This window comes from Bifidobacterium mongoliense DSM 21395 (assembly GCF_000741285.1).
Classification (GTDB): domain Bacteria; phylum Actinomycetota; class Actinomycetes; order Actinomycetales; family Bifidobacteriaceae; genus Bifidobacterium; species Bifidobacterium mongoliense.
In genome coordinates this window covers 1-14,870 of record NZ_JGZE01000019.1, presented here as the reverse complement: position 1 = coordinate 14,870, position 14,870 = coordinate 1, and the positions used below count along the sequence as shown (strand labels likewise).

Annotated in this window: 11 protein-coding genes and 3 pseudogenes; 13 read left to right on the top strand and 1 reads right to left on the bottom strand. The window is 52.4% G+C overall.

The window, feature by feature from the left end; all coding sequences use genetic code 11:
- From BMON_RS07360 to BMON_RS07300, 13 genes and pseudogenes are all read left to right on the top strand, one after another.
- Nucleotides 1-243 (top strand): annotated as a pseudogene (locus BMON_RS07360) (ATP-binding protein); the annotation flags it as partial.
- 109 nt (nt 244-352) lie between these two features.
- Nucleotides 353-828, top strand: a pseudogene (locus tag BMON_RS07355) (transposase); the annotation flags it as partial.
- A gap of 373 nt (nt 829-1,201) precedes the next feature.
- Nucleotides 1,202-2,530: an ABC transporter substrate-binding protein gene (locus BMON_RS07350; protein ID WP_033513649.1), complete on the top strand. Its 1,329-nt coding sequence runs from the start codon at nt 1,202-1,204 to the stop codon at nt 2,528-2,530.
- Between the two features lie 84 nt (nt 2,531-2,614).
- The gene (locus tag BMON_RS07345) at nt 2,615-3,493 is read left to right on the top strand and encodes a carbohydrate ABC transporter permease (RefSeq protein WP_033513650.1); all 879 of its coding nucleotides are present in this window, start codon (nt 2,615-2,617) and stop codon (nt 3,491-3,493) included.
- Complete coding sequence (locus BMON_RS07340) at nt 3,493-4,047, top strand: ABC transporter permease family protein (protein ID WP_237745379.1); 555 nt, start codon at nt 3,493-3,495, stop codon at nt 4,045-4,047. The genes BMON_RS07345 and BMON_RS07340 overlap by 1 nt, the downstream gene beginning before the upstream one ends.
- The gene (locus BMON_RS07335) at nt 4,040-5,392 is read left to right on the top strand and encodes a glycoside hydrolase family 172 protein (protein ID WP_033513652.1); all 1,353 of its coding nucleotides are present in this window, start codon (nt 4,040-4,042) and stop codon (nt 5,390-5,392) included. Before BMON_RS07340 ends, BMON_RS07335 begins: the two co-directional genes overlap by 8 nt.
- Nucleotides 5,393-5,547: 155 nt before the next feature.
- Nucleotides 5,548-7,026 carry a glycoside hydrolase family 32 protein gene (locus BMON_RS07330; RefSeq protein ID WP_033513654.1) on the top strand — a complete coding sequence of 493 codons (1,479 nt, stop codon included), beginning with the start codon at nt 5,548-5,550 and terminating at the stop codon, nt 7,024-7,026.
- Nucleotides 7,027-7,123: 97 nt separating this feature from the next.
- Nucleotides 7,124-8,092, top strand: a complete 969-nt coding sequence (locus tag BMON_RS07325; RefSeq protein ID WP_033513655.1) for a LacI family DNA-binding transcriptional regulator — start codon at nt 7,124-7,126, stop codon at nt 8,090-8,092.
- 312 nt (nt 8,093-8,404) lie between these two features.
- A complete protein-coding gene (locus BMON_RS07320) occupies nt 8,405-9,454 on the top strand; it encodes an ABC transporter substrate-binding protein (RefSeq protein WP_033513657.1) in 1,050 nt (349 codons plus the stop codon).
- 180 nt (nt 9,455-9,634) lie between these two features.
- Complete coding sequence (locus BMON_RS07315) at nt 9,635-11,428, top strand: ABC transporter permease (protein ID WP_237745378.1); 1,794 nt, start codon at nt 9,635-9,637, stop codon at nt 11,426-11,428.
- A gap of 2 nt (nt 11,429-11,430) precedes the next feature.
- Nucleotides 11,431-12,744 carry an ABC transporter ATP-binding protein gene (locus BMON_RS07310; protein WP_081882989.1) on the top strand — a complete coding sequence of 438 codons (1,314 nt, stop codon included), beginning with the start codon at nt 11,431-11,433 and terminating at the stop codon, nt 12,742-12,744.
- Between the two features lie 104 nt (nt 12,745-12,848).
- Complete coding sequence (locus tag BMON_RS07305) at nt 12,849-13,376, top strand: 2'-5' RNA ligase family protein (protein ID WP_156098633.1); 528 nt, start codon at nt 12,849-12,851, stop codon at nt 13,374-13,376.
- Between the two features lie 84 nt (nt 13,377-13,460).
- A complete protein-coding gene (locus tag BMON_RS07300) occupies nt 13,461-14,447 on the top strand; it encodes a LacI family DNA-binding transcriptional regulator (RefSeq protein ID WP_033513659.1) in 987 nt (328 codons plus the stop codon).
- A 202-nt stretch (nt 14,448-14,649) separates the two neighbouring features.
- On the opposite strand, the pseudogene BMON_RS07295 reads toward BMON_RS07300, so the two are convergent.
- Nucleotides 14,650-14,870: pseudogene (locus BMON_RS07295) on the bottom strand (IS30 family transposase); the annotation flags it as partial.

Here is a 14,870-nt window from a genome sequence, read left to right as displayed (position 1 = left end):
TCGACGAATTGGGCTACCTGCCCGTGCGCCTACGACGGGGCCGGCCTCCTGTCCCGGATCATCGCCGACCCCTACGAGAGGAGGAGCATCATCTTCACCTCGAACCTCGAATTCAGCCGGTGGGGCGACGTGTTCGGCGACGGGGACATGGCCGCGGCCGTCATCGACCGCATCATCCACCACGGCAGAATCATTCGCTTCACCGGCGAATCCTACCGAAACACCCACTCACTCATGAAATAACCAAAACAACCACCCACGACGACGGCCATCGGCCGCCGAACCTGCGCAAATCAAGCGCACGTCCTGCTCAATTCCGGTGATTTTCACGCACAACTTGACACGGTGACACACAATCGGTGAGCTGCTGCCGGAGGCCCGTTACCAGCGGTGCCTTCATGCGTAACGTGCTGGCCAGGGTCAGCCCGCGGCACACCCGATGGGCCGGCGACGCGCTCAAAGCGATCTTCGCGATGGAGTCGCGCCAGGCCGCCCTGGAGAAGGCCGAGAGCATCGCCACGCAGATGGAAGCGAGGAAACTCAAAGAGGCCGCCAAGTGCCTGCGGGAGGGCATCGGCGAGACCACGACCTACCTGCTGGACGACTACCCGGTCGAGCATCGTCGGCGTATCCGCACCACCGACATGATTCGGGCGACTCAACCGCGAAATACGCCGCAGAACCCGCGTCGTGGGAGCGTTCCCCGACGGCAGGAGCGCACTCATGCTCATCACTGCGAGAATCCGCTACGTCACCGCCAACGACTGGTCGACCCGACGCTACCTGGACATGTCCCGACTCCACGACACCATACAAGAAGCGAACTGACAACGCACACAGGAAACAAAAACCAAAGTGCGCAAGAACCCGGGCACTACCCCCTTTTTGCGTGTCTACAATAAAATGATTTTTCTTTTTCCTCATATGTCGACACTCTTTTATGTTATCCGGTTGACATATTTTTTCTAGTGAACTATATTGTTGGCAAAGCATCGATAAAGAGGCTATTTGTTCTGGGATTATGCCAGAAATCGTGCTTAGAAATTAATCCACTTAAAGGAAAGAGGATCAGATGTGACACAATATGTTAACCGGTAAATATACTTTGTTTCGGTGGAATTCTCTCTGAATCCTGTGGCGACGAATTGCGGCTGGATTTCTCAGAATATTTATCAAAAGAGCAAATGAGCGAAGGAGCATCATGAAAAAGTCAAAAATTATAACAATATTTTCAGCGGTAACGGCGGCGCTGACATTAGTGGGATCTCTCGGTGCTTGCGGTGGTAGCAGCAACGACAGCAGTAAACTTTCCAAAGACAGCAGCGGTGCGTCAATCATCAAATTTGGTATCAATGTAGCGAACCCATCCAAGCAGGAACCCGCAACGAGTGCCATCGTCAACGCGTTCAATAAGAAAAACAAGGGCAAATACAAGGTCGTTTTCGAAGCAGCAGATACTGAATCTCACAGTAAGAATATGAAGTTGGAAGCCTCGGACGGCACGTTGCCCCAAGTTTTCTGGGTTGAAGGAGCGCAGGCTCCCGAATTCAACAAATCCGGCGTTCTGATGGATATGACTGATTTTCTGAAGGAAAATTCTGACGTCAAAACGGCTTTGGACGGCACAGAAAAGGCATTCCAGGCCAACAAGGTTCAGGACGGTTTGCCTTATCAGAGCAATGTTCAAGGCATTTTCTACAACAAGGCGCTTTTCGACAAGGCAGGAGTCAAGTATCCAACTGATAGCACCACTTTCGAAGAGTTCCTGGACATGGTCGGCAAGCTCAAGGCGAGCGGCGTGACCCCGCTGTCCATCGGAAGTAAGAATAGTTCGTACGCGATGTGGGAATTCAACAATTGGCTCACCCGGTATGGCTGGGGTGACAATATTCAATCCGTACTGAACGGAAAGAAGAAGTTTGCTGATACCCAGCTGCCGACGATGTTCGAAAAGCTTGAGCAGACTGCTAAAGCCGGAGCGTTCCCGGAGAATATGTCGACCGTTGAATACTTCGATGCCAAGCAGCAGTTCGATTCCGGCAAAGCTGCGATGTTCGGCAGCGGCCAGTGGGATTGCGCAGAGTTCAATAAGAACCTCGGCAAGAATATCGGTTTCTGGTGGGGTCCGCAGTTCTCGGATTCCAAGGCTTCTCAGAAAACGGATATGAAGGTTCCGTCGGCTCCTATCGCCGTGAGTGCTTCGGTGGCAAAGAATGATGAGACCAAGCAGGCCGTATACACATTCCTGAAGTATTACTACAGCAAGGACGCGGCTCAGCTTTCGTATAAGAACGCCATGTTCCCGGCCACCAGCTACCAGGGATTGTCTCCTTCCGCTGACAACTATTCGATGAAGGCCATGACGGATGCCCTGTCCAACGGTTGGAAGAGCCCGGTGTCCGCGCCCGATCTGACGGTTCCTTCCAGCGTGCAGCAGGTGCTCTACGACAGCCTGTTCGGCGTTATGCAGGGCGTACACAGCCCTCAGGAAGCAGTTGTCAATATGGACAATGCCATAGCCGATAAGTAAGTAGCCAAGCAAATGAAGTAAATCGGGTGGCGCACATCGCTACAAATGTGCGCCACCCGAAATTTAGGAAAGTGTACATAAAACATGCATTGGCTCAGTAAAACTCGATACAAAGTCGGTTTTCTCGTTCCGACGCTCGCGGTATATATTGTTTTCATCATGCTGCCGATATTCATTGCAGCAGGGTATAGCTTTACAAAATATTCGGGAATTGGTAAGGCCACATTCAACGGATTAAGCAATTATCGCCGGCTGTTCGAGGACCCCATATTTTGGAAATCATTCTGGAATACGGCAATCATTTTCGTCCTTGCCTCAGTCCTTCTGTTGGTGGTCTCGTTTTTCCTCGCGTTGCTTTTGAATAACAAACTGAAATTTGTGGATTTTTCTAAGGCAATGGTATTTTCGCCGGCCATCATCGCTCCGATTATTGTTGGCATCATTTGGGTATATATCCTGGATCCCAAGATCGGTGTCATCAATAACGTTCTTCGTGCGGTGGGCTTGGGAAGCTGGGCGCAGCAGTGGATTGGCGGCCCCAACCTCTCTCCGTACAGCATCGCGATTATTTACTTTTGGCAACAACTCGGGTATCTCACCACGATTTTTATCGCCGGTCTCAAAATGATTCCCGAAGATGTGATCGAAGCCTGCAAGCTCGACGGCGTCAACGGTTGGCAAGAGGTTTGGTACATCACCATTCCGATGATGCGTTCGAATATTTCCACCGTTGTGGTGCTCATTATCACCGGCATATTCAAGATCTTCGAAATCGTTCAACAGACAACGGGAGGCGGTCCGAACCACCTTTCGGAGACGCTGGTGACGTACAGCTATTCCATGACCTTCCAGAGCGGTGATTATGGCTATGGCATGTCTATAGCAACCGTCACTTTCCTTATTTCACTTGGTCTTACCGGGCTGTACTTCTTGATTTTCAGAGACAAGGAGAGTGATCGCTGATGATATCGAAACGCAATAAAATCATCATGTACATTCTGATGGCGGTAGTGACCGTTCTAACGGTGTTCCCGTTCATTTGGATGCTCATCATGTCGTTCAAGTCGAACGCCGACATTCTTTCAAACCCGCTATCGATGCCCAAAGCTCTGAACTGGAGCAATTACCGGACCGCGCTGAAGACGCTCAACTACCCGCAGCTGTATCTGAATACTTTCATGGTGTGCGTGGTGTCTCTGGTAATCGAACTTGTTATCACATTCTTCAGCTCGTTTGCGCTCGCTCGTATGACGTACCGTCATCCGTGGGCTTCGAAAGCCGTGTATGGATTCCTGATCGCCGGCTTGAGCGTATCTCCGTTCATTCTGCTGTTTCCGGTGTATAAGATCAACTTGTTCTTCGGACTTCGCGAACAGTGGGCTCTGGTGTTTCCCTATGTGGCATCGTCAATTGCGCTGTATCGGTGTAATACGTGCGTTCGGCCGTTAAAACCGAGCGTTGTACACATAAGTAATCGAGTAATAACAAATTTTTTAGCAAAGGAGTGGTATGAGTAACGAAGTATCTGGAATGTTCAAGGATTTGACTTCCATCCATCACGCAAGAAATGGCAGGTTGGCCAGCTGGGATCAGCGTGGGAAAAACCAGGATTACTGGGAGATTCCACCCAACGAGAGCATCACGCTGGGAGAAATCGAAGGCCCGGGTTGCATCAATCACATTTGGATGACCTCGTCGTGCAGGCGTGTGGTCGCCCCGAGCCTCATCGACCCGGTTTTGGGTGCTTCCGCTGCGCCTGTGATGGAAATTGCTCCGCCGCTGGGTGTGATCTGGGACGCCTATGATCCCTTCTACTACCGTAAAGCGTTGATTAAAATCACCTGGGACGATGAAGACACTCCAAGCGTTTTGGCGCCTCTCGGAGATTTCTTCTGCATTGGAAACAGCTATCCCGGCAATTTCTCGTCATTGCCGTTCAACGTTTCGTTGAAGCCGGAAGAAGCCGGTAAGTACGGAGCTCCATGCTCTGTATCTTGCTATTTCCCCATGCCGTTCAACAAAAAAGCGAAGATTGAAATCATCAATGAGAACGAATTGCCGTTCATTCTCTATTTCAATATCGACTATGAAATGTACAAGGATCCGCTGCCTGAAGACACCGCGTATTTCCACTCTTCTTGGCATCGTGAGAATCCCTGCAACGGCTGGGGCAACGATGTGCAGGTGAACGCGCCTGAAGTCAACAACGTCACCAATTTCACGGGCGATAACAACTATACGGTACTCGATGTGAAGGGAACGGGCCATTACGTCGGCTGCAACCTTACAGTGAGGCATTATCAGGGAAGTTGGTGGGGTGAAGGCAACGATATGTTCTTCATAGACGGCGAAAAGCGTCCAAGCCTGAACGGCACCGGCACGGAAGACTATTTCAACCACGCTTGGGGCATGCAGCGCAACGCATATCCTTTCTACGGAACTATCGTTCATGAAGCGGATACAGACGGATTCCAAGTTTCGTATCGCTTCCATATCACCGATCCGGTGCGTTTCGAAAAGAGCCTGCGCGTGACCATTGAGCACGGTCACGCCAATCAGCTCTCTGACGACTGGAGTTCGACGGCATATTGGTATCAGACACTTCCTACGAGTGAGCCGTTGACGATCGCTCCGGTGGAGGACCGAATTCCAGAGGTTCCCGAGCTGCCAAAGCGTGATTTGAAGTTGCCTGAATTGACGGATGACATGAAAGCGGCTCGTGAGTCTTATGAGCAGCGTTGGAAGGAATATGAGCCGAAGCGCGAAGAGCAATTCCTTATCAAGGAAGACAAGGCTCGTCGTGAATCGAAGCTCAACACCGAGTTTGCACACAAGCTGAGGAAAGAGTTTGACGAAAATTAGCACGAGAATCAGTGAGTGCAAACTGAAGTGAAAAATTAAAAATATTCCACAAATGAGTAACGGAAGGCGGCCGAATCTCCGCCTTCCGCTCTTTGGAAAATGTGCAGTAACGTGACGAGGTTCCTTGTCTCTCACTGCTTGAAGGTTGTTAAATTATGTCTTTACAATTAATGCAACAGTCCGTACAGAACGCGCAGCGCCATATCGACGCGCAAGCTCCCGCCGTGAGCAAGTCCGCCATGCGTCAGCGCTACCATTTTATGGCTCAATGTGGTTGGATCAACGACCCCAATGGGCTTATCTATTTCCGCGGCCAGTATCATTTCTTTTACCAATACAATCCCTATGGCAGTTTTTGGTCCGAAATGTATTGGGGACATGCCGTCAGCGACGATCTGCTGCACTGGAAATATCTTCCGGTCGCGTTGGCGCCGAGTGAGTCGTATGACGACCACCCACAAGGCGGGTGCTTCTCAGGCAGCGCGATTGAAAAAGACGGTAGATTGTATGTGATCTACACGGGTACTGCCAATCATGGCAACGGTTTTGAGCAAACTCAAAATGTGGCGTGGAGCGACGACGGCATTACCTTCACCAAATACGAAGGCAACCCTGTGCTCGAAGCTCCCGAAGTCGTACCGCATGACTTCTTCCGTGACCCCAAAGTCTGGGAGCACAATGGCGAGTATTACTTGGTGTGCGGGGCTCAGAAAGACGGTAAAGCGCAAGCGTTGCTGTACTGTTCAAAAGATTTGCTGCATTGGGAATTCTTCAACACGCTTTTTGAGAGCCGCGGCGAATGGGGGTACATGTGGGAGTGCCCTGATTTCTTCAAAGTCAAAGACAAATGGGTATTTTTGTGCTCGCCGATGGGCGCCGGCGAACGTACCACGGTGTATTTCGTTGGCGATTTCGACTACGAAACCGGAACGTTTACTTATACGGTGACAGGCGAAGCCGACTGGGGATTCGACTTTTATGCACCGCAGACGTTTGAAGACTGCAACGGACGGCGGTTGATGGTCGGATGGGCCAATTGCTGGGATTGGATGCCTTTCTGGAAAGACTGGGGGCCGACGTGCAAAGAAGGGTGGTGCGGTTCTTTTGCATTGCCTCGTGAAGTGACGCTCGCCGAAGACAATACGTTACGTTTTACCCCTATTAAAGAGGTACAGTCTCTGCGTACAAGTCCTCGTAAAGAGGCGGAAATTTCAATTGCTCAGGGAGATTTCCGTAGCTTTCCTGTAGGCGACGGTGTCGCTTTCGAGCTAAAGTTTGACATCGATCTTCGTGCGTCGAATGCGGATACTTTTACGGTGGTGCTGCGAAAAGGAGCCGAGGAACACACTGACTGTACAATTGATTTGCGCCGTGCTGAGGTGAGAATTGACCGCAATCATGCGGATCATTGGAGTCGGGGAATTTCTCGTAGCGCATTGCGGCTGAAAAACAAGGAGCATATTGACGTCGACATTTTCTCGGATCAAAGTTCTCTGGAGGTGTTTGTAGACGGCGGAAGTGTGGTCCATTCGCTCAATGTCTTTGCTTCATCAAGCGATAATGGGCTCGGTTTCCAGTGTAATGGCGGCAATGTGCAACTCAACGATATCGAAGGCTACGGGTTGAATATGTAGTTGGTTTGTTCTCGGTATAGTAGTTATGGGCGGTTGCATGACGATGTAAAGTGGTGCAACCGTTCTTTGATTGCATGCATAAACGAGAGGGGCGATCGTGGCTACGATAACAGATGTTGCCCGTGTTGCTGGGGTGTCGAAAAATACAGTGTCGCGGTATCTCAATAATCGTGGTTACATTTCTGAGAAAACGAGAGCAAATATTCAGGACGCGATTGATTTGCTGCATTACCAGCCCAATCAGATTGCTCGAAGTCTTTTCACCAAACGTACGAACATTATTGGTCTGGTCATACCGGATGTGGTCCAGCCATTTTTCGCTACGATGACGTCTAAAATCGAAGATGAACTCGACCGTCATGGTTACAAGATGATTTTGTGCAACACCATGCACTCATCGAGTAAAGAGCGTAAATATCTGGATATGCTCACTGCCAATAAGGTTGATGGAATCATTATCGGCAGTCATTCCGTCGATATTAATTATTCGGACATCAGAGCCCCCATCGTCGCCTTGGATCGTGCGTTGTCGGATGATATTCCGATCGTATCGGCCGACCATAAAACGGGCGGACACATCGCCGCCCAGGCGTTCATCAAGCAGCACTGCAAAAAAGTGGAGCAATTCGTTGGCTATTCGAAAGTCAGGACTCCTTCCGTACTGCGTCATAAGGTTTTTGCCGAAGAGATGAGAGATCATGGGATTCAGTCGTTTACTTACGAGTTGAAGTTGAACGAATTTGAGTTTTCTTCATATCTGCAAATCGCCGACGATTTTTTGCAGAAAAATCCTGACGTTGATGGAATTTTTGCCTCTGATCTGATCGCTCTGGCGATGCAGAAAAAGGCATTGGAGCTGGGCAGGAAAATTCCCGAAGAGCTATTACTGTTCGGCTATGATGGGTCATTCGTGTATCAGATCGCTTACCCATCTATGCCAACTATCATCCAGCCCTACCGGGAACTGGCTCAGACCATAGTTTCCGTGCTGCTCAAAAGGATCAACGGCGAGCCATTGGAGTCGATGTCATACATACTGCCGGTTCGCAGCTCCGAGGAGGAGTGATTCGGCCGCCGACGGTGGCGGGAGCAGGCTGCGCACGTGATTGAGCTGTGCAGCACGGGACGAGCCGATAAAGTCGTGCTTATGTAAGTGTTGCCAGGCCTGCATATGAGTGAATGCCCGTATGCGGCCTATGGCTTTACGTGCAACGATGTGAATGCGCTTTCATAGAGTGCCGCCTTTCATTTTTTATTACATTTTCCTTAAAATTGCAGCAATTCGAGTTGACAAACATTAACCGCACTGTTATTTTGTGAGTGAAAGCGTATCCACCACTGCAGGCGGGTACAAATATCAATACAGAAAGACTGGAAGATGAATAGCATATCGTACAAAAACCGCATACTTTCAGGGATTCTTATCGGTGCTTCCCTTGTTGGCATGGCTGGATGTGGAAAAGTTGATAATACAAAAGCCAGTGGAAGCGTTTCTATTGCGTGCTCACAGCAGGAGGATTTTTGCCAGGCAATGACTCAAGCGTTCTCGAAGTCAACGGGAATCAAAACCACGTATGTGCGCCTCGGTTCCGGTGAAGTCCTGGCCCGCTTGGCCACCAACCCCGGTGAATTCGACGTGTGGGCCGGAGGCCAGGCCGAGAACCATCTGCTTGCCGACGACAAAGGTGAAATTGAGCATTACGTACCCAAGGGAACCGATGATCTTTCCAAAGATTACAAGGATACCAAGGGTTCGTGGACCGGTTTCTACACTGATTCCATCGCCTTCTGCTCCAGCACCACCGAACTGCAAAAGCGTGGAGTGAAAGCTCCTACGTCATGGTCCGACCTGCTCAACAGCAAGCTCAAGGGAGCCATCGCCATGCCGCACCCTGCCACTGCAGGCGTCGGCTACATGGCCATGTTCACGCAGTCCGTACTTAACAACGGCAACCACGACAAGGCAATCGACTACTTCAAGCAGCTGAACGGCAATGTGATGCAGTACTCCAAGTCCGCAGCTACCGGCACCGAGCAGGCGGGTCGCGGCGAGGCAAGCGTTGCCATCGCTCTGGATTCCGACTGCCAGAAGGCCATCAAAGCCGGATACAAGGATTTGAAGACCACGTACCCCAAGGAAGGTACCGGCTATGAAGTGGGAGCGCTCTCAGTGCTGAAGAAGGCGCGTAACCTGAAGAGCGCCAAGGCTTTCGCCGACTGGATGATGACCACGGATGCGCAGAATCGTTATGCAGCGGTTCCTTCGTTCGCAGCTCCCACCAACCCCAAGGCCAAGGTCGGTGCAGACGTTCCCGACCAGAGCAAGGTGAAGAAGGTCAGCTGGAACGTAAGGAAAGCCGCCGATGAGCGCGACACGTTCATCAAGGCGTTTGAATCCGAAGTCGCGTCCTCGAACTCCGCAAAGTAGTAAGGAAGTAGTCGGACAGCAATCAGATCAGGCTCTGAATGGAATTTGAGCAGGATTCTCAGCGAGTTCCGAGCAGGATTCTGAGTGGGATTTCAGTGGTTCGCAAGCAGATATGAATGGTGAATCGGGCAGATATGAATGGTGAAAATAGACAACAAAGTGAATCGAAAGGAGTGAAACATGTCGAATGTTGATATGGCGGAACCGTCGATTCACGTATCCGCAGGTTCCCGGCTTAACCCAGCCGGTTCCGGTGGCGGGCACAACGGCATCGGCAAGGGCGGGAGCAGCTCCACCTCAAAGAGGCTGAGGCGCTCCAGACCGCGTGAAAGCGCGTCGGTATGGGTGATTCTCGCCGGAGTCGTTGTGGTGCTGGTGCTGGTACTCGGCATCCCGGTTGTCAAGCTGGTGGTGGCCGCGTTTAGCCCCGCAGGACGTTCGGCAATGGCAGGCGCGTTCGCCAATCATGGTGAAACGTTCTGGCACAGCATCGTCCTCGGGCTTTTGGTAGGTGTTTGCGGCACGTTCATTGGTTTTGTGTGCGCGTATGTGCAGACGTTTGTGAATATCCCCGGCAAGCACGTACTGCATTGGCTCACGCTGCTGCCCACCATTTCACCGCCGTTTGCTGCGGCCACTGCAATCATCACGCTTTTTGGCAAGCGCGGCATGATCACCAACGGATTGTTTGGCTGGGAAGTCAACATTTACGGTCTTCCGGGACTCGTGATGGTGCTGACCATGACCTTTACACCCGTGGCTTATCTCAATATCAAGGGTATGTTTGAAAATCTTGACCCCGCTACGTTTGAGGCGGCTTCCAGCTTGGGAGCCACGGAATTCAAGACGCTATTCAAAGTGACCGTGCCGATGGTATTGCCCGCCATGCTTTCTTCATTCCTGGTGCTGTTTGTCGAGGGAATTGCCGATTTGGCCAATCCTTTGGTCATTGGCGGTGATTATCGCGTACTCGCCAGTCAGATCTACTTCGCGGTGGCCGGCTCGGGTGATATTTCGGGTGCGACCGGTGTGGCACTGGTGCTGTTGGTTCCTGCGCTCACCGTCTTCTTCATCCAGAAGTATTGGGCCAACAAGCACTCGGTGGTGACGGTTACCGGCAAGCCCACGGGCTCGTTGAAGCCGGTGAAGGCATTGAACGTCATCATTCCCATGGTGTTCATCGCCGCCATGTGGCTGCTGCTGGTACTGATGGTTTACCTTTCGCTGTTTATCGGCGGTTTTGTCAAGATTCTCGGCGTCGACAACAGCTTTACTTGGGATCATTTCACCTTTGTACAGCGCCTCGGGTCCAGCGCAATCGGCACCACGTTGATGCTCACGTTGATCGCGGCTCCGATTGCTGCTGTGCTGGCGCTCGCCATAGGCTGGCTGGTGGTTCGCCACCTGCCGCATTTAGGCAAGGTGCTCGATCTGTGGGGCATGCTGGGAGTCGCTGTTCCTGGAACCGTGCTCGGTCTCGGGTTCGCGCTCGCGTACTCGCAGAGTACCGTCATCGGCGATTACGAGATATTGCCACCGCTGGCAGGCGGTCTGGCTGTGGGTGGCGGCGCAATTGCCATCATCATGGTGTTCATCGCACGAGGCGACCCGACCGGTCAGCAGGCCTTTATATCCGCGTTGCAGCAGATTAATCCACAGGTGGAGGAAGCTGCTACGTCGCTGGGTGCCGGCCCGCTGACAGTGGTTCGCAAGGTGACACTGCCACTGATGAGCTCGGCTTTGGTGACTTCGATTACCTACGCCATTACCAAATCGATGACGACGATTACGGCCATCATCTTCATTACGACGCCACAGACAAAAGTGATGACTTCGCAAATTCTGGATGAGGTGGATGCAGGCCGGTTCGGTAATGCGTTTGCATACTCGAGCCTGCTGATCATTTTGGTGCTCATCGTTTTGGGCCTGTCCAATATTTTGCTCGGGCAGCTCAATCATTCCAAGAAAGCATGATCATGATACAAACACAGATAACACAATTTGCAACGGCCGCGCCCCAAGGTACGGCAGTGGCGCGCGATTCCGATAAAGGAAATGAGAGCCTTTCGGGAACGCTGGAACTGAAGGATCTTTCCAAGATCTATCCGTCGAAAAAGGGCGATTTCAAGGCGGTTTACCGCACTAATCTCGTCATTGAGCCCGGGAAGTTTGTCACACTGCTCGGTCCTTCGGGATGTGGCAAGACGACGACGCTACGTATGATCGCCGGCTTCGAGCAGCCGAGTGAAGGCGATATACTGCTGGACGACAAGAGCATCATCGACATGACGGCCGATAAGCGCCCGATGTCGATGGTGTTCCAGTCCTATGCGTTGTTCCCGCATCTGACGGTGCGCGGCAATGTCGAATTCGGACTCAAAATTGCCAAGCTTTCGAAAGACGAGCGGAACGGCAAAGTCGATCATGCGCTCGACATGATGGGTATCAAACAGTATGCGGATCGATACCCGCATCAGCTTTCCGGCGGTCAGCAGCAGCGCGTGGCTTTGGCTAGGGCGCTGGTTATGGAGCCGAAGATCATTCTCTTCGACGAACCGCTTTCGAATCTTGACGCCAGGTTGAGGGTGAAGATGCGCGGGGAGATCCGTGACCTTCAGCAGAAACTCAAACTGACCGCCATTTTCGTAACCCACGATCAGTCTGAAGCACTCACCATGTCGGATGTGATTGTGGTGATGAGTGCTGGAAAAGTGGAGCAGGTCGGTACGCCGTGGGGTATTTACCATCGGCCCGTCAATCGATTTGTCGCTGCGTTCCTGGGCACGGGTGGTTTCATCAAGGGACATGTGACGAGTGTGCTCGATTCGTCTAGCGTCGACGCTGGCAGCGGTGCTTCGTCTTCTGAGTTGCCACCGGCTGCGCTGTATCGTTTGGCAACGTCTGTGGGCGATCTCGTGGTACACGGCGTCCCCGGGCAGAACGTCGGTGACGATATGGACATCGTTGTGCGAGCGGAAAATCTGGTGGTGAAAGCTGCTGGAGATTCGCAAAATGAAGCTGACGATAGCCCCGCGCAAGATATGCAAAATGCGCAAGGCGAGCAGAGCGCTGCCGATTTTGGCGGAGAATACAACGATACCATCCGTGCCAAAGTCGTGTCTTCGGCGTTCGACGGCGAAGTGGTCCATTACCAGATTCAGACCGATGCTGGCGTACTTACCGGCAGTGGCCCGGGCTCCGACGCTCCTCTGGGCGCCGGTACAGATGTTACTTGCACATTGAAGACGCAAGCTTTGTGGGCTGTTCCGTGCGATCGGAGCGATGAGTGAGATGAAGCGTTTTTTTTGATCGTCTCGATACGCATTGGCCGAGAGAGCACGGTGCTCTGCACTTGTATGCGCTTCCCGAAGCCGGTGACCCCATCATTGAACACATGCGAAAGGAGGGAAAAGCCCTGCAATCTCGCGGAAAGTGGGATGGAGTGGCACTGCAGCCGCCTGAGTATCTGCATATGACGCTTCAGCGGCTCGACCTGTATCGCGACCAACTTTCGCAGGAGCAGTGGAGTGCGTTATGCGTGAAAATGTCGGATGTAGCCAAGCGTCACAGCCCGTTTTCCGTGGATTTCCGTGTTCCTGAAGTGAGAGGTGAAGCTGCTGAGGCGTTGGGTTCCGAAAGCAGCGAATGGCAGAAACTGGTGGACGATATCCGAGCCGGTCTCGCAGATGCGGGCTTGGGATCTTCGCTGACAGATCCGCCGTTCGGGCCTCACTACACCTTTGCCTATTGCAGCAAAGATACGGATTCAGATGCAGACAAACGTCTGCAGCATACGATTGACGAGGTGTGCGTGCCACAGAGTATGCAGGTGAAAACCCTGTACTTGGTGGCAGTGAATCAGTATCCTGAAGAAGGTGTTTTCCGCTTCACCAAGCTTCATGGCTGGCCCCTAGGATTATGATTGGGAAAGAATTGATGTGGGCGGTAATGTAAGTTGGGAGTAAACGTGGCAAGGGATAACGCGCAACGCAAGCATCGCGTTAGCATGCTGGATATTGCCACAGCGGCCCATGTGTCTCCGTCCACAGCGTCGAGGGCACTCAACGGGCATCCGAAGGTCAGCGACGAAGCACGTAAGGCGGTTCTTGATGCCGCCGAAAAGCTGGGTTACGTACGTAATCTAGGCGCGGCGTCGCTGGCCTCTTCCCAATCCAACACCATCGGATTGTTGATTCGAGATGTTGGCAATCAGTTCTACGGCGGCTTGGCTTCGCATGTTCAGGCGGAGACCGACCGTTACGGTTTCGACCTGCTGTTAGCTACCGGCGGTGACAGCGTAGAAAGCCAGATGCGGGCCGTCCGCAACCTACTGGGGCATGGTGTGGGCGGCATCATCATCGCTTCTGGACGCGTTGCGGCTCAAGTCGCGGATTATGCAGCGAAATTTGTGCCCACGGTCGTGCTGGCTTCCGGGCTGGAACTTCCCTCGCTGAATTCAGTGAGGATCGACCCGCAGATGGAAGCGAAACTTGCCCACATCGTAGTGGATCACGGGCACAGAAATATTGCCGTCACGGCTTCCAGCGATTCCTTGGCTTCGGCGTTGCATGCGCGAATCGCCAATTTCCTCACCGAGCTTATAGTGGCCGGTGCCGAAACAACGATCATTTCGTTAGCAAACGACGATACGGACATCGACAAAAAAATCGACGAGGTCCTGGATTCGGGGGCGACCGCCATCATGGCGGGTAATGACAGCATCGCGCTGTCGGTATTGGAATATTTGGACAGCGCCGGCATCGCGTGCCCGGGTGAAGTTTCCGTCACCGGTTTCGACGGCATTGGGCCGTACCGTTCCTCACTTTTTGGGCTGACCACCGTTGAGCAGCCTATCGATAAACTGGCGCATGAAGCCGTGAAACTGATGAGCCGGCATCTGCACGACGAATCACCACACACTTCTCAGGTGCTCGTCAGGGGCCGTTTTATTGAGGGACGTACTTTAGGTTCCGTCAGGGGCTCTGCCAATTAGGGTACGTGCGATTTCGGTACGCGTAATTTGGCGAGAGCTCTGCCAAAAGTTACTTTTTAATAAAGATGCCAATAAAGGCGACCCGGACCGCGATTCTTATTTTGAGAGATTTTGTCGAAGGTGATTCTGGCTCGGTTTGACGCCGGTCTTGCGCTGGTTCTGCGCTGAAACGCAGGGCGATTTTGCGTGGTTTCCCCGTTGTCTAGATTGAAGTGCAACACTGTGGCTGGTGGGGTAAGTTTAGCAGTTCCTGCTGGTAGGCTTCGGCGGGTGTCTGGTAGCCGAGCAGGCGCATGGGCCGGTTGTTGATCTCGTTGACGATCGCCTGCAGCTCGTCGGCCATGTCCGGGGTGATTCTGCCGCCTTTGGGCAGGTAGCGGCGTAGCATGCCGTTCCTGTTCTCGTTGCTTCCGCGCTGCCAGG